The organism is Geomonas sp. Red276 (genome assembly GCF_054784495.1).
This window is the reverse complement of the sequence record NZ_BLXW01000002.1, coordinates 242,935-258,592: the sequence shown is the minus strand read 5'-3', so window position 1 is coordinate 258,592 and position 15,658 is coordinate 242,935. Positions and strand designations below refer to the sequence as shown.

General features: G+C 66.8%; 8 protein-coding genes. All 8 read right to left on the bottom strand.

Annotation, left to right across the window (positions count from 1 at the left end):
* Nucleotides 1-54: 54 nt before the first annotated feature.
* The 8 genes from ACYVL5_RS03075 to ACYVL5_RS03040 all read right to left on the bottom strand — a co-directional run bounded on the left by ACYVL5_RS03075 (nucleotide 55) and on the right by ACYVL5_RS03040 (nucleotide 15,328).
* Nucleotides 55-741, bottom strand: a complete 687-nt coding sequence (locus ACYVL5_RS03075; protein ID WP_460594083.1) for a glycosyltransferase family 2 protein — start codon at nucleotides 739-741, stop codon at nucleotides 55-57.
* Nucleotides 738-2,072, bottom strand: a complete 1,335-nt coding sequence (locus ACYVL5_RS03070; protein WP_460594082.1) for a cytochrome c biogenesis protein ResB — start codon at nucleotides 2,070-2,072, stop codon at nucleotides 738-740. Before ACYVL5_RS03070 ends, ACYVL5_RS03075 begins: the two co-directional genes overlap by 4 nt.
* Before the next feature lie 26 nt (nucleotides 2,073-2,098).
* A complete protein-coding gene (locus tag ACYVL5_RS03065; protein WP_460594081.1) occupies nucleotides 2,099-3,448 on the bottom strand; it encodes a dolichyl-phosphate-mannose--protein mannosyltransferase in 1,350 nt (449 codons plus the stop codon).
* On the bottom strand, nucleotides 3,445-4,209 hold the full coding sequence (locus tag ACYVL5_RS03060; RefSeq protein WP_460594080.1) for a hypothetical protein: 765 nt from the start codon (nucleotides 4,207-4,209) through the stop codon (nucleotides 3,445-3,447). Before ACYVL5_RS03060 ends, ACYVL5_RS03065 begins: the two co-directional genes overlap by 4 nt.
* A gap of 46 nt (nucleotides 4,210-4,255) precedes the next feature.
* Nucleotides 4,256-4,609 (bottom strand): hypothetical protein, encoded by a 354-nt coding sequence (locus ACYVL5_RS03055; RefSeq protein ID WP_460594079.1) that lies wholly within the window; start codon nucleotides 4,607-4,609, stop codon nucleotides 4,256-4,258.
* A gap of 236 nt (nucleotides 4,610-4,845) precedes the next feature.
* A complete protein-coding gene (locus ACYVL5_RS03050) occupies nucleotides 4,846-6,426 on the bottom strand; it encodes a tetratricopeptide repeat protein (RefSeq protein ID WP_460594078.1) in 1,581 nt (526 codons plus the stop codon).
* 151 nt (nucleotides 6,427-6,577) lie between these two features.
* On the bottom strand, nucleotides 6,578-11,455 hold the full coding sequence (locus tag ACYVL5_RS03045) for an IPT/TIG domain-containing protein (RefSeq protein WP_460594077.1): 4,878 nt from the start codon (nucleotides 11,453-11,455) through the stop codon (nucleotides 6,578-6,580).
* A 93-nt stretch (nucleotides 11,456-11,548) separates the two neighbouring features.
* The gene (locus ACYVL5_RS03040) at nucleotides 11,549-15,328 is read right to left on the bottom strand and encodes a CxxxxCH/CxxCH domain c-type cytochrome (protein ID WP_460594076.1); all 3,780 of its coding nucleotides are present in this window, start codon (nucleotides 15,326-15,328) and stop codon (nucleotides 11,549-11,551) included.
* Nucleotides 15,329-15,658 lie beyond the last annotated feature (330 nt).

Below are 15,658 nucleotides of genomic sequence, written 5' to 3'. Positions count from 1 at the left end.
TTGGCCAACCACTGTCATGGGGACAGATCCGGCCGGCACTGAAGCATCTACCATTCAGCTGAAGACATTATACTTCACAATGCAACGGAGCGCTGAAACTCCGTCCTTCCAGTTGATCTTCTTCCCCTCGCAGTAGGTCCTGCCCGAATATGAGATCCCCACCTCGTAGATTCTGAGCTTGAGCCTCGCCACCTTGGCGGTGAACTCCGGCTCGAAGCCGAAGCGGTTTTCCTTGAGAGTGATCCGGTCGAGGATCTCCCGGCGGAAGGCCTTGTAGCAGGTCTCCATGTCGGTCAGGTTGAGGTTGGTGAAGAGGTTGGAGATGAGGGTCAGGATCGTGTTGCCGACCATGTGCCAGAAATAGAGCACCCGCCGGTAGTCGCCGGTGACGAAGCGGGAGCCGAAGACCACGTCGGCCTTCCCCTCCAGGATAGGCAGCAGCAGCTTGTGGTACTGGCGCGGGTCGTACTCGAGGTCGGCATCCTGGACCAGGACCACGTCCCCCTTGACCAGGGCGAAACCGGTCCTGAGCGCCGCCCCCTTGCCGAGGTTGCGGGGGTGAAAGGCGACCCGGAGATCGTCCCCCGTGACCCCTTCCAGAAGCTCCCTGGTGCCGTCGGTCGAGCCGTCGTCGACCACCACGATTTCCTTGGGGATCTCCACCGCCCGCACCTGCTCGATGAGCCTCAGGACGGTCTCCCGCTCGTTGTAGACCGGTATCACCACCGACAGTAGCCTCACCCCCCCTCCTCGCCCGGCGGCAGGGAGGGGCCGAGGAGGGCCACCAGCCCGTCGAATTCGTCGCGGTAGAGCTCGCCGAAGCGGCGGACCACCTGCTGCATCAGGACCCGTCCCCCTTCCTCCCGCACGAGGACCTCCCGGGGGACGAAACAGTAGGCGCAGAGGACCCCGGCCAGGATGACGGCGAACCCGGCGAAGATCCCGGTCAGCCCGCGGCTGCCGTCCAGCAGGATGTCGGTCCACCAGGCGTCCCGCGCCCAGCGGACCATGAGGGGACCGACGCTCCCCATCTCTCCCCGGCGCAGGGTGGTCTCCCCGAGGAGCTCGCTCCCCCGGTAGACCCGGACGGTAAGGAGGGGATCGACCAGATTGACGCTCCTTTGCGAGGCGTCGGCGAGGTACTTGGCCTTCAGTACGAGCCCCTCCTTCAGCGCGGCCTCGCCGTAGGCCGCCCGGTTGCGCGCCGGGGGATAGGGGAGAAAGAGCCGTTCCAGCGACAGGCCACCCTGCGGGGAGATGATCTCGAGATCGAAGGCCCTCCCGAACACGGTCCCCTGGTAGACGAGGAAGGGGCCGTAGTGGGCCTTGTCGCTGGTAGCCACCGCCACCGTCTCGGGGGGATCGGAGGGGCGCCGGCTGAAGGCAAGCCCGGAGGCGAGGGTCGCCAGCCGGTCGTTGGGCCAGAAAACGGGCTCCAGCCGGGCCAGGGTCACCGCCGCCGGGAGCTCACGCTTGAACTGCAGGGCGCCCAGCACCTCGCTGGCCGTTTCCGGCGTGAAGGAGGTACTCTCGTCGCTGACCAGGCGGATGAAGACACGGTGCTGGGTCACCACGTAGACCAGGGAGAAGAGCACCACGATCACGAGCCCTAAGTGGAGGAGGAAGTTCCCCCAGTACCCGAGCGAATACTTCACGAAGCGGTGGACGTGGCCGCTGCTGGCCGCCAGCCGGTATCCCCCCTTATCCAAGACGGCGGTGACCGCCGAAAGCGGGGCCTCGACCGCCGGGCCGTCGGGAACGGCATCGGCACGGGGAGGACGCCGGGCGGCACCCCGCACCGCCGAGAGCTGGTTCCAGGTCGAAACCATCAGCGAAAGGGCGAAGAGGGCGACCACCACCAGGAACCAGCTGCTCCCCACCACGTTGTCGATCCCGAGCCACTCCACCACGGTCCGCAGATGCTCGGGGAGGGCGGCCACCCAGCCGGGGATCTTTCCGCCGCTGGTGCCTCGCTGGGGGACCAGCAGGGCCACCAGGAGCGCAGCGGTGATCACCGACAAAAGGGCGATCACTGTCGAGCGGGAGGTGAGTTTTTTGGCTAATCGGTTCATCTTCCTTACCTTTGCCTCGATAACGGCTATCGCGCGCCGTGGCGGGCGCCGGCAGGGGCCTCTACACCGGAACCCCGCTCCTTGAGCTGGGTGATGTAGCTGTCCACCGTGTATTTCCTCAAGACCGGAATCCGTTTCCCCTTCCCGACCGCCAGCAGGTAGAGGGGGGCCGCCACCAGTACCACCAGGGCCAGGTACCCTGCCAAAAGGACCTTCCCCCTGGCCCTGGCTGCGGTGAGCGAAAAGAGCCACCAGGCTACGGCGATCAGCGCGTACGGGAGGACCGACAGGGAGGTGTTCATCCAGATCGGACGGGTGGACGCCGCCAGGGGGAGATAGGAGACCAGGAAGAGGCCGGCGAGGTAGAGGGTCCCCTCGTCGCGGGTGCGCCTCCCCCTTAGGATAAGGCTCGCCACGGCGGGGAGCACCAGGAACCAGACCAGGGGGTTGGCGTACCCCAAAACGACCGTGATGGCGGCCTCCTCCGGGTCGGCGGGGGCGCCGGGGCGTTCCAGGAGGTCCATGTTGATGAAGGGATCGACGAAGACCGACGGCGCCACGAACCAGCGGTAGGCGCGGTGGTCCCGGTCGTCCCACGGCTTGGGACGGTATCCCGTGTGCTGCGAGGTCTCCAGGAACATGCTCCGCTGCAGCTCCCCCCACTCGGAGAGCGAGTACCCCCGCCCGAACCACGGGAGAAAGGTCAGGAGATACACGAGGGCGGGGAGCACCACGAGAAGCACCGACAGCCGGAAGTATCCCCCCAAGGGCGAGCCCCCCTCCCGCCGCCGCTCCCTCAGGTGGGCGACGGCCAGGTAGACCAGGGTGGCGAAGAGCGGGAAGGCGACGCTCCACTTCGAGGCAAGACCCAGCCCGAACAGGGCGCCGGCCCCCACCAGCCAGAGGTGGTTTCCCGACTCGCGGAACTTGAGGGAAAGGTAGATCCCCGCCAGCGGGAAGAAGGCGAGGTAGATGTCGTTGATCCCCTGCCGGGAGAAATCCACCACCAGGGCGTCGATCGCCCAGAGAAAGGCGGCCAAAAGGGCAACGGTCCGCTCCCGCGACAGGCGGAAGGCGACCAGCCCCACGAGCGGTGTGGAGAGGGTCCCCATGAGGACGCTCACCCCCTTGGCCCCCACCACTCCCGTCCCGAAGAGGCGCAGGGCCCAGTAGACGAGGATGTTCCGCAGGCAGGGGTGGTTCCACATGGTGGGGCCGAGCTGCCCGGACTCCATGTAGTTGATCGCCGAGATGGCGACGCTGAAATCGTCGCCGGAGACCGGCTGGCTCCCGAGCTGCACGGTGTTGAGGAGAAGCGACAGCAGGGTCAGGAGACAGAGCCCGAAGGCCAGCGGGAGGGTGCCGTAGCGTCTCATGGCGTTCCTCCCACGGTTTTCGCCCCCAATATCCCCTGAAAACCGGTCAGCCGGGCGAACCTCTCCAGGCGCTCGACCTCGCGCCCGGTAGCCGTCCCCCCCTCTTCCCGGCAAAAGACGACGAGATCGCTGCGGACGCCGGCCGCCGACAACTGGCGGTAGAGGGTGTCCGGGTCTCCCTTGACGAAGTAGGAGGCCCCCACGTAGAGCAGGACCGGCTCGGAAGGGGGAGAGAGGAGCGAGGCGGTGGTGAACCAGCGGGGATACCCCTCGCGCGGCAGGTAGACCCCGCGGCTGTTCACCCGCCCATCCTTGGAGCTGCGGGCGGCTTCCCGCTGGCGGGCCAGCTCCTCATCGGGGAGGACCGCCACGATGCCGCGGGCGATGCCGTCCAGCGCGGAGACGTAGAGGAAGGTGGTGGAGTCGAGCGCCTCGGCCTCGAAGCGCCGGGCGGTGTTGTAGAGCCTCAGCGGGTAATCCCGGTACAGCTCCTCGGAGAGACGCTCACCCGGGACGAAGCTCGGCCAGCGTCCGGACACGTAGAGGACCAGGCGCCCCCGGCACCCCGCCTCCTTCCAGATGGCGACCGCCTCTTCGGGGCGGCCCACCAGCCGCTGGACGGCCTGCGGAGAGCCGAGCGGTCCGTAGGCTCCCGAGCTGCGGCGCGACTTTCCGTAGCGGTCAAGGGCGAAGAGGGCTGACACGGCGAAAAGGAGAAGGATGACGCTGGTGATCAGGCTGGATCTGCTCGAAAGGGACATCGTTTCCTTGCCGGCGGGGAGGCGGGAGGGCTCCCCACCCTCCCGGTCACCGCTTGTTGAGGATCTGGTTCCAGGAAGGGACCTCCTTGCGGTCCTCCCCGGTGGCGCTGATGGCGGTGATGATCCAGTTGCCGTCCCGGTTCTCCAACTGGTACCGGACCTGGTAGAGGTAGTCCTTCACCGCGTTTTTCATCTTGCCGCTCTGGAAGTCGACGAAGGCGAAATCCCAGACCTCACGGGTGGCCACCCTGGCCTTGGAGGGGGTGGAGAGATCGGTCTCGACGAAGGTGATCTTCTTCAGCTCGGAGACCATCCGGGTCTTCCCCTCCCCGAGGGCCGCCATGTGGTAGTAGACCTTCTGGGCCTGGTCGGGATCGGCCACTTCCTGGAGACGGGTCACGTCTCCCTTCTTGTATCCCTCGCTGAGGAGTTGGTTGTACCGGACGATCTGGTTGTGGACCACAGTGGCAGGGTCGGCCGCACTCTGAGCGGGGCGTGGTGCCGGTGCCGGCTGTTTCCCGGTGTCAGATCCCTTGCACCCTGAGAGAGTGGCTAGAGCGACAGTTAGTATAACAAGAATAGCTGTAACTGTTCTTTTCATCTCAATATTCTTTACCACAAGTGACTCCTGCAAAACTAGTTCTGTTTTGGCGGGATACCCCGCAGGGCGGCGGCGCGGCCGTCGAAGTATTCCCGCTCCGGCCGGGGGGCGAGCTCGATGGCCCTCGTGTAGTCGGAGGCCGCCTCGGGAAAGCGCCCGAGCTGCAGGTAGGCGTGCCCCCTCAGGCCGTAGATCCGGTGGATGTTCCTGAACCCCTTGGCGCGGGCGATCTCCAAGGAGGTGGTGAGGTCGGGGAGCGCCTTGGCGTAGGCCCCTTCGTTCACGTACTGCTGCCCCCGCTCGAAATAGGCCCGCCCCGACTCGTTGGGAGCGACGTCGATGACCCGGCTCCAGAGGGTCTCCGTGGAACGCCAGAAGCCGATCTGCCGCCAGGTGACCGCTCCCTGGGCCAGGAGGGCCAGCGCGACCAGCCCGCTAAGGAGCCTGCGAAGCCCCCTCCCCTCGCAAAGTGCCGCTCCCCGGCTGATCCCCGCCGAGCAGGCGACCACCGGCCCGAGGAGCGGCAGGTAGGTGAAGCGGTCGGCCATGGCCTGGGGCCCCGACTGGGAGAAGCCGAGCACCGGGAAAAGGGTCACCAGGAAGAAACACCAGGCAACCGGTAAAAGCCTCGCCCGTCCCGTTGCCCACCCCCAAAAGGCCGTCGCGGTGACGGCGGCCACCAGCAAAAGCGGGAGGAGGTAGGCGGGGTCCGCCGCGGAAATCGTGTTCCCCGGGTGTACGTGGAAGGGGATCAGCCGGGAGGGCCAGGCGATCTTCCCGAGGTAGTAGGCGACCCCCCTCCCCGCCACCAATACCCGGGTCAGCGGTGAGGCGAACTCCCACGACTGCATGGTGCCCGCCTGGGCGGCCATGGTCAGCGCCCCCACCAGGAGGCTCGCCAGGAAGAAGGGGAGCTTCTCGGGGAGCGCGCCGAGCCCCTTTCCCTTTCCGAGCCGGTTGAGCGGGTACCGGTCCAAAAGGAGCAGCACCAGGGGAAGGGTGACCGTCATCGACTTGGCCATGAGCGACAGGGTGAAGAGGATGAAGCTCATCCAGTACCGGCGGTCGCCGAACCAGCGGCGCCCCGTGCCGTCCCCCCCGGCGTACTTGAGGTAGCTAAGGAGCGAGGCCAGGGCGAAAAAACCGTTCAGGACGTCCTTGCGCTCGGTCACCCAGGCCACCGACTCGACGTGGAGCGGGGCCACCGCGAACCAGGCCCCGGCCACTACCCCCACCGTGAGCGGCGAGAGCTCCTCCCCCTCCCCGCGGACCCGGGCGGCCTGAACGAGGCGCAGCGCCAGCAGGGCCGCCAGGGCCGAGTTGGCGGCGTGGAAAAGGACGTTGGTGAGGTGGTAGCCGAACGGGTTGAGCCCCCAGACGGCGTGGTCGAGGGCCAGCGAGAGCCAGGTCAGGGGTATCCAGAGCTCGGCGTGGAAGGAGAGGAAGGCGAACCGGAAAAGCCCCCTCCCCCCTTGGGCGATCCCCGGGTTACCGACCACGTAGAAGTAGTCGTCCAGGTTGACGAAGCCGTTGCCCAGGGCGGGGAGGTAGAGAAGCAGGGTCCCAAGGACGATGGCGGTCAGGGCGAGGGGGAGCTTTTGTTCGTGGTCGTTCATCCGCTTCCGGGGGCCGGGTTGCTGTCGTCCGACCGCTCTGACGTCGAAGAGCAAGGCTGTTTTGTTATCCACCGGCCGCTTTGCCGTCAAAGAGCAAGGCCGGGGAGGATGTCCCCCCCGGCCGTTTTTCGCTCGAGGTTGCCGCCGCCTGCTACCAGGCGTCGGTACCGCCGGAGTGCTCGGTGGTGCTGGAGCACTTGAAGTTGCCGCCCGGGCTGGAGGCGCCTTTGCCGGTGATGGTGGTCAAAGTGACGGAGTCGGCGGCACCGGAGGCCTTGTACCGGGCCGGCGCGTTGGCGGTCTTCAGCAGACGCGGGATCTTCCCGCCGTGCGGAACGCGGAGGTGGCAGTTGACGCAGGCCGGGATGTTGGCGTTACCCGAATGCGTGTTGCTCGTAAGGCCCGACGCGGTGTGGAACGGGTTGGTGCCGGTCACCTGGTGGCAGTTGAGGCAGAAGAGACCGTCCTTCGTCCCGGCGCCGGTGTTGTAGGTCGCCAGCCTGAAGTAGGTGCCGGTGGAAGCGCCGTTGCTGGCCGCCGAGGTGTACGGCCACGCCTTGTTGGTGCCGGCCAGCATCCACTTGACCGAGGAGCCGTGCGGCCCCTTGGAGGCGGCGGAGTCGGTGGCGTGGCAGTCGGAGCAGGTCATCACCATCCCCGGGGTCCATCCCCCCTGCAGCCTGCTGGAGAGGAGCTGGTTGGCGGCGGCCAGCGGGGTCCCGACCGGGTGGCGGGAGGCGTTGTTCGGGTTGAACTCCAGGGCCAGGTTGGTCAGCGAGCCGGAGCCGGTGTAGCTCGCGTTGTTCACGGCCGGGCTCGTGCCGGTGCCGGTCGCGCCGTGGCACTTGAAGCAGACCTGGTACTCGGCGGTCACCTGGTTGGAGGCTAGCGCGGTCGTGCCGGAGGCGCCGCCCCAGGAGGTGATCGACCAGGACATGTCGATGCCGGTGGCGTTGGAGATGTTGTTGGCCACCGCGGGGGAGCCGGCGGCATGGGAGCCGGCCCTCAGGGAGTGCAGGCTGTCGGTGGCGTTGTTCTCGTCGCCGTGGCAGTCGAAGCACCTGGGGGTGACGTGCTTGTAGGCCAGGCGGAACTCGCCGGAGATGTTCTTGAACGACTTGTTCGGGTCGGTCGAGGTCGACTTGTGGCAGGTGAAGCAGTAGTTGTTCGGGTTCACCACGTCGAACGCCTTGTCCTGGAGGATGTGGTTCTGTCCGGACGCGTGGCCGTTGTACCGCGGATTGGTGGTGCTCCCGTCGGTCCCCTTGGAGTTGCCGTGGCAGTTGAAGCACTGCATCTTGGTGGCGTGGGCGCCGCCTGCTGCCGGCCAGTACTGGTTGATGTTGGTCGGCGCCTTGTAGTCGCCCGAGGCGGTGAAGGGAGCGAGGGCAAGGACACCCATGCCGGTGGCGCCGTCGGCGTCGTGGCAGGAGAGGCAGGCCCCCGCGGTGGCGGCGGCGGTGGCGCTGGTGCCGTCGTAGACCACCGAGGCGCCGGTGTCCACGTTCTTCAGCGCCACGCTCACCCCGTCGGAGAAGGTCTGGTGCCGGGTGGCGTCATGGCAGGCGGTGCAGGTCTTGGAGCTCAGGTCGACCAGGCTGCCGTGGCCGGACATGTTGGTGAAGAAGTCGCCGCCGTTGCCGACCACCTGGCGGCGGTAGCCGTTTGCCCCCTGGGAAGTGCTGTGGCAGGTCTTGCAGGAGGGGATGAAGCCCTCGTCGTGGCTGTGGCAGACGGTGCAGTCGGTGGTGCCGTTGTGGTCGGCGGATGCGTTGTTGTAGCGGTGGTGGCCGGTCCTCGAGTGGCAGGCCTCGCAAACGTTGGTGGAGGTCGCGTGGGCGCTGTCGTTACCGAGGTCGGTGGAGGGATTGAGGTAGTTGACCACCAGCGCGTTATTGCCGGAGGAGCTCCAGTTCTCCAGGGACGGGGAGGTGATGGTCTCGGCGACCATCTTGATGTTGCCCGTGTTCTTGTTGTGGCAGGTGACGCAGGTGAAGGGGCCGTACTTGCCCCCCTCGATCCCCCACCCCTGGGCCCACTTGGTGGAGAAGGTGTTCTGGCTGTTGTGGATCAGCTTGTTGGCCCGGGTCGGCTGGGTCACCGAGATCGGGTTGGTCCCCGTCACGCCGTCGGGATCGCTGTAGGTGATCTGGATGTAGTAGAGCTTGCCGGTGCCGTTGGCGCCGCCGGCCAGGTTGCTCAGGGTGGCGGAGTAGAAGCCGCTCCCTTTGACGGCGGTGACGGTCCCGAGCTCCAGGCTCGGGGTGGCGCCGTAGGCGATGGTGCAGGAGCCGTCGTTGTCCCCGTCGCCGGTGTAGGAGATCACCATCGCGATGGAGTTGGTGGTGATCTGGGTGAAGGAGACGGCGCCGGAAACCGTCCTCGCGTTGAGAGCGGTCGTCAGCGAACCGCCGGTGATCTTGCCGCCGTCGGGGTTGGTGACGGTCACCGTCTGGCTCCCGACCGCCGCTTTGAGATCGACGCTCACGTTGGCGGTGAGCTGGGTGGCGCTCACGTAGGTGACCGAGTTGAGGGTGACCCCGGTGCCGTTCAACTGCACCGCCGCACCGTTTTGGAAGTTGGCGCCGTTGATGGTGACGTCCACGTTCTGGTCGCCCTGGTGGACGGTGGACGGGGAGAGCGTGGTGATGCTCGGCCCGGCGGCCACGGTGAGGACGCCGGTGCCGGTGCCGCTGTTGCCCCCGACGGTAACGGTGACGTCACGGGTGCCTACTGCCGCGGCCGGGTCGACGGTCAGACTGGCGGTGAGGTGGCCCGCGTCGACCACGGTGACGTTGCTTACGGTCACCCCGCTTCCCCCCACCGCCACGACGGCGCCGGACGCGAAGCCCTGGCCGGTGATGCCGACGGTGGTGGTCCCTCCCTGTGCCACGTACGGAGTCACCGAGAAGACCCCGACCGGGGTGACGGTGAACACCGAGCTGACGCTGCGGGTGCCGCCGTCCGGGTTGGTGATGGTCACCGAGCCGGCGCCGGCGGTGGCGTTGGACGTGATGTTGATGTTGGCGGCAACCTGGGTCGCGCTCTGATAGGTGGTGCCGTTCACCGTGATGCCGGTGTTGGCGAAGGTCGCCACCGCCCCGCTCTGGAAGCCGGTTCCGGTGAGGACGACGCTGAGGTTGGTCTGGCCGGTGTAGCCGTTGGACGGCGCTGCCGTCATGGTGCTCCCCGGACGGCTGTTGACGGTCAGGCCGTTGGTCAAGGTGGCGGTCTGGGTATCGGGGTTGGTCACGGTGACGCTGCGCAGGCCGGTGGTTGCCGAGGTGGAGCAGGTCAGCGGGACGGTGATGGTAGTCGAATTCACCACGGTAACGGTGCCGGTGGTGACGTTGCTGCCGCTCACGGCCACCGTGGCGCCGGACACGAAGTTGGTGCCGGTGATGGTGTAGGTGATGGCGGTGGCCCCCTGACCGATGGCGGCGACACCGCTGGTGTTCTGGGCGATCCCGGTGACGGTCGGTGCCAGGGCCGGATCGTACACGCTGAAGACGTTGGAGGCGCTGGTCCCCATCCCGTAGTCGCCGTTGGTCACCGTGACGGTGCGGCCGCCGGTGGAGGCGTTGGCGGCGATAGAAACGTTGGCGGTCATGGTGGTGGCGCTCGAGTAGCTGACCGAGTTGACCGTGATGCCGGTGCCGCCGAAGATGAGGCCGGTCGGGGCGATCCCGCTTCCGCTTACGAAGCCGGTGCCGGTGATGGTGAGGGTGACGTTGGTCGCCCCGAGGGCGGCGTTGACCGGGGACACCGAGGTCACCGTCGGTTTGGCGCTGATGGTGAGCCCGCCCACCTTGGTGGAGTTGCTGGCATCGGGGTTGGTGACCGTCAGGTCCCGGGCCCCGGTGGTGGCCGAACTGGAGATGGAGAGGTTGGCGGTCAGCGAGGTGGCGCTGTTTACCGTGACCGAGTTGACGGTGACCCCGCTGCCGCTGACGCCGACCGCGGTGCTGGTGGCGGGGGTGCCGCCGTTGACGAAGTTGGTGCCGGTCAGGGTGACGTTGACGCTGGTCGCCCCCTGGCCGAGGGTGCTGGGGGATACCGTGCTGACGGTCGGCGCATTGGCGCTCAACACGGCGAAGATGCTGGCGCTGCCGTTGGTGGTGTCCGGGTTGGTCACCGTGACGGTGCGGGCGCCCAGTGCCGCGGCAGCATCGATGGTGACGTTGGCGGTCAGCAAGGTGGCGGAATTGTAGGTGGTCGAATTTACCGTGATCCCCGCACCGAAGTCGGAGGTCGCGCCGCTCACGAAGCCGTTGCCGGTAATGGTGACATCGAGGGTCTGGCCCGGGTTGCCGCTGGCGGGGGAGGCGGAGGTCACCGACGGCCCGGCGCTCGCCTCGGTCACCTGGAAGTAGGAGTAGACGCTCGAGCTGTAACGCGCATAAAGGTTGGCCGTGTTGCCGGAGGTGCCGTAGGCGACCACGACGATCTTGACGCGGTGGCCGGCGGCGATGGTTTTCTGGGTGGCACCGGCAAAGCTCAGGGCGACGTTGCTCGCCGTCGAGCTGTTCTGGGTGGTGGTACCGGAGGTCCAGAGAAGCGTCTTGTTTCCGGCCACGCCATTGGGGTCATAGTCGTACACGTACGCCTTCCAGGTCTCCGTGCTCTGGCTCGAGTTGCGGGAGACCGCCAGCTGGAGGACCGGAGAGGTGAGGTTCTGGGGGGTGGCATAGGCCGGACCGTAGACCGTGCCGATGGTGGTCTCGGCGGAGCCGGAGGCGAGCGTGTTGGAGCCGATGTTACTCGTCCTCGTGGATGGCGTGGTGGTGATCATCGAGAACTTGCCGGCGCCGGTCGAGCTCGACGAGGTATTGGTCGCCCCGTCGGCGCCCAGGTTGACGGCGGTGCTGTCCAGGGTGAAGTTGTAGGTGGTGGTCGCCGCACCGGCGAAGTTCGGTTTGAACAGCCCCTCGTAAACGAAAATGCTCAGAAGCAGGGTGAAGATCGTGATCATGCCGACCTTGGCACTCCAGCTCATCCCTCTGATCTGTCTTGCTAATACCTTTGCCATGGCTTTCCTCTTTATTCCGAATTGATTCTCAAGTAAGCGTTTCGTTCCCGGCCGGCGGGGAGCTCCGTCAGAGCCCCCCGCCTTTTTCCTGGACTAGAGAGCGGAGTGGCAGTCGACGCAGGAGAGCGCGCCGCCATTCCATTTCGGGGTGCTGCCGTTATGGCAGGCGATGTTCGAGCAGCTCTTGTCGCCGCTGTTGAAGATCCCGGCGTTGAGCGGAAGCTTGCCCACGTCGTAGGAGGTGGCCCCGCTCTTGTAGCTGCCGTTGTTCCTGGTCCAGATGGTCGAGTAGCTGCTGAAGGCGGAAGGCCGTACCTGCGCCTTGGACACCAGGGTCACCGCCTTGAGGGCGACGTCCACCGTCCCGTTGAGGTGCATCCCCTTGTCGAGGATCGGGGTACCCTTGGCCGGGGAGCCGACGCCGGTGTGGCACGAGGTGCAGGCCGGGTGGTTGTCGTTGCCGTTGTTGGTGACCGAGGCGCTGTGGCAGAGGTCGCAGTTGATGGTGGTCGACTGGTTCGGGTCGCCGTGGCCTGCCGCGGTGCCGGCCTGGCCGGCCGCCGGGAGGAGGGCACCGGTGCCGTCGAAGATCTGCTTGTAGTGGACCCCTACCACGTGGGCCTGGTGGGCGCCGGTGGCCGGCGAGTTGCCGTGGCACATCGCGCAGCGGTCGCCGGTGTAGAGCTCCGGATGGTACCAGTCGGGCGAAGCGGTGTAGAAGAGCGAGCCGCCGGCGCCGCCGTTGGAGTGGCAGTAGGCGGCCGAGCAGGTGACGCTCACCCCGGGGGTGCCGGCGATGCCGGAGCCGGTGTTCCCCACCCCGGAAACCACCACGGCGGGGTTGTTCTTGCTCTTGAGCGACCCGTCGCTGGTCGGGATCAGCGAGACGGTGACCCTGCCGTCCAGGTGGCTCGCCACGTCGGTCGGGTGGCACAGGCCGCAGCCGAACCGGTACTCGCTGGTGGTGGAGTTGTTGGCGGTCGAGCCGTAGACGGTGGGGGCCGCGATCCCGATGTGGGCGGCATGGGAGCCGGAGAGGGAGGCGAGCGGGTGGCAGAAGTCGCAGCCCGAGCTGTTGGCGGTGTTCCATACCGGGCTCTGGTAGCTTCCCTTACCGTTGGAGTGGCAGTAGACCCCCGAGCAGTTCGGGGCGTAGTAGGTCCCGCCGTTGGCGAGCACCAGGTCGGTGCGGCCGTTGAGGTGGAGCCCCCCGCCGGCCACGAGCGCGGTGGCGGATACCGCGGTGGCGCTGTGGCAGTCGGCGCAGGTGATGGCGCGCATGGTCGTGTTCAGGTGGGGCGTGTGGCTGCCGGTGGTGTTGGTGTGGCAGCTCGCACAGGCGCTCTTTTTCTGGAACGCGGTGAGGGCGTTGGCGTCGGTCTGCTGGATCAGCCCCTGGTCGACCAGGGCGGCCAGGGCGGAGTCGATCGAGCCGGTCAGCTGGCCGTTGTAGAGGACGTCGATGGAGTCGATCACGAGCTTCTTGGCGTAGGCCTGGTTATGGGCGAAGGCCCCCGGGTCGGCGACCAGGTACTTGTAGTTGAACGCCGCCCCCATCGCGTTGGCGCCGGCCTGGCCGGAGCCCCAGTTGGTGGCCGAGAAGTACGGGTAGTTCGGCGAGTAGGTGAAGCCCCTGTACTGGAGCATCGCCTTCAGCACGTTGAGGCCGTTGTTGAGGGCGGACTGGTCGGCGGCCAGGGAGACCACGGTCAGCGTGCCGCCGTGGCAGGATGCGCAGACCCCGGCGGTGAGGCCGTTCACGTTGCCGTTGGCGTCCAGGGTGGCCGCCTGGTAGCTGTGCTTCGCGGAAGAGGTCATGTGGCAGGCGACACAGGGGCCGCTGGTGCCGCTCCCTTTCAGGTCGTCCATGCCGGCCAGCCGGTGCGAGTTGGAGGAGTAGAAACTGTAGCTCCCCCCGGGGAAGTGGTAGCCCCCCCTACCCTGCACGGTGGCGCCCGCCGCCAGGTAGTGCGGGGTGATGACCGGGAGGTTGGTGAAATCGGCGCTCCCGACCTTGGCCTGGATGCTCGCCCCGTTGTTGCGGCCGCTGTGGCAGCTTACGCAGAGGTTGGAGGTGGCCATGTCGTGGTTGACCGAGGGATCCGCGTCGAAGGGGGCCACCGGCTTGCGGACCCGGACGATGCCGTTGCCGACGTCGCGGTGGCAGGCCCTGCAGGTGATGACTTCCTTGGTCGGATCGCCCGCCTGCCCCCACGCCTTGGTGACCTTGCCCGAGGAGAAGGCCACGAAGCCGGTGGTGGTGTGGCACTTCACGCAGCCGTCCTTCATCTTGAAGTCGTAATCGACGAACGGTGCGTCGGCGGTGGCGGCATGGCCGCTGCCGGCCCACTGGCTGCGCACGGTGGCGTTACCCGGGACGTCCACGTGGCAGTCCATGCAGGTCGCCCTGGCGGTCACGTAGGAGGCCTGGGCGGTGGTGGAGTTGTAGAAGTGCGCCGAGGTGGCCCCGGCGACGCTCCCCACCGTGGAGTGCGGGTTGTGGCAGGCGAGGCAGGGGGAGCTTCCCACCGGGAAGGGATGGTTCACCACGATACCGGTGGTGGCGTGGCAGTCGGCGCAGAGGGTGGGGGAGAGATCGGGATTGTGGGCCCCCTGCTTGTGGCAGGTCGTGCAGACGAAGCCGTTGGCCTTGTGGGGCGAGCCCTCGAAGTCGGGCCCGATGCTCGGCTGGTGGCAGCGGACGCAGTAGTAATCGCCGACGGCACCCGCCTTGGCGGCGGTGACCTTGAAGGTGGTGGCGCTCACCGACTCGCGGACGATCGGGCCGGGCATGGTGGTGTGGCAGACTACGCAGTCGATCTGGTTCTGCCGGTGCAGGGAGGCGAGCCAGAGCGAGGGGACTTTTTGGACGGTCTGACTGGCGGTGAGGTGGCAGGTCAGGGCGCAGGCGCTCAACACCTCGTTGGTGGAGTCCCTGCCGAACTCGGCCGATACCGTGATCAGGCTGCTCGTATCGTTGGAGATGAGGATCTTGACCGGGCCGCGGAAGGGGGCCGCCTGGTTGCCGCTGCCGTCCTGCATGGTTACCTGGGTGGTCGGGTTGGCGCCGCTCACGGTGACCTTGGTGACCAGGTTGTTGGTCCCGGTCGGGATGACGGTCATGCCGGCCTTCCCGCCGTAGGCCACGTTGATCGGGGAGGGGGTGATGAGGCCGCCGGTCACGCTGGCGGCCTGGATGGACATCAGGTTCCTGCTGTAGGTCGCCACCACCAGGAAGACCTTGCCGCTGGCGGAGGCGGGGTCGACGGTGAAGCTCGAGTTGCCGTCCAGGGTTACCGGGACCCCGTTGAGGGTGACCGTCTTGATGGAGTAGCCGCTCACCGCCGCCACCTTCACGGTCACCGGGGTGGTGTCGGTGTAGTTCTTCATCACCACCTTGCCGGCGGTGCTCACGACGACCGGCGCCTCGCTCCCGCGGGTGGTGGTGATGTTCCCCCCCACGTTGGCGTTCTCGGTCTGCAGCTGCCAGGTCTTGGCCGACGCGCCCGAGAGGCTGCGGGTGGTGAAGGTCGCCTCGAGCGACTGGGTCTCGGTAGAGCTCGGGCTGTTCTTGTAGAAGTCGACCACCATCGGGAGGGTCGCGTCGGGGATGGCGACCGCCGCCCCGTTCTTGGTCACCGCCATGATCTTGTGGGCGGCATCGGGCGCCACCACCACGCTCACCGCCCCCATGGTGGTGAAGTTGGTGTACCTGATGGAGCCGTACCCCGAGAGCGGGATGCCGTTACGGACGGTGACCGTCCCTCCGGCGTTGATGGTTTTGGTCCTGACGTAGTATGTCGAGTACGCCCAGGCGTAGAGGGCCGACATACCGATCAGACACAGCAGAGCGACTAAACTTTTCTTGAGCATAATACCCACCCCTTTACCTAACCTCATGCTGATATTGCTAGCCATTGCAGCGTTCCAAGAACGGGAAAGATCGGCCGTAATTTGCAAGAGATACGCCAGCCATTTGGCGGAAACCGCCGACGAGGGGGGTGCGGGGCGGGAGGAAGCGGGGGCCTGATGCTCTCGATAGCGGGCTTTACGTGGCACGCGGGGGAGAAGCGGTAAGAGAAGGGATGAAGAAAGGTGAGAAAAAAAAGCTTGTCGCGCTCCTCCGTTTACCGAAGCGGGGTCGCCGACGCGGCTATTCCGCGTTGCTGCGGTAACCCTCCGCTAAATCGCCCTTTATTGCGC

What these genes read in the sequence shown, in the direction of transcription:
- ACYVL5_RS03070 (WP_460594082.1), bottom strand. Translation starts at nt 2,072, where the DNA reads ATGAACCGATTAGCCAAAAAACTCACCTCCCGCTCGACAGTGATCGCC.
- ACYVL5_RS03065 (WP_460594081.1), bottom strand. Translation starts at nt 3,448, where the DNA reads ATGAGACGCTACGGCACCCTCCCGCTGGCCTTCGGGCTCTGTCTCCTG.
- ACYVL5_RS03060 (WP_460594080.1), bottom strand. Translation starts at nt 4,209, where the DNA reads ATGTCCCTTTCGAGCAGATCCAGCCTGATCACCAGCGTCATCCTTCTC.
- ACYVL5_RS03050 (WP_460594078.1), bottom strand. Translation starts at nt 6,426, where the DNA reads ATGAACGACCACGAACAAAAGCTCCCCCTCGCCCTGACCGCCATCGTC.
- ACYVL5_RS03045 (WP_460594077.1), bottom strand. Translation starts at nt 11,455, where the DNA reads ATGGCAAAGGTATTAGCAAGACAGATCAGAGGGATGAGCTGGAGTGCC.
- ACYVL5_RS03040 (WP_460594076.1), bottom strand. Translation starts at nt 15,328, where the DNA reads ATGCTCAAGAAAAGTTTAGTCGCTCTGCTGTGTCTGATCGGTATGTCG.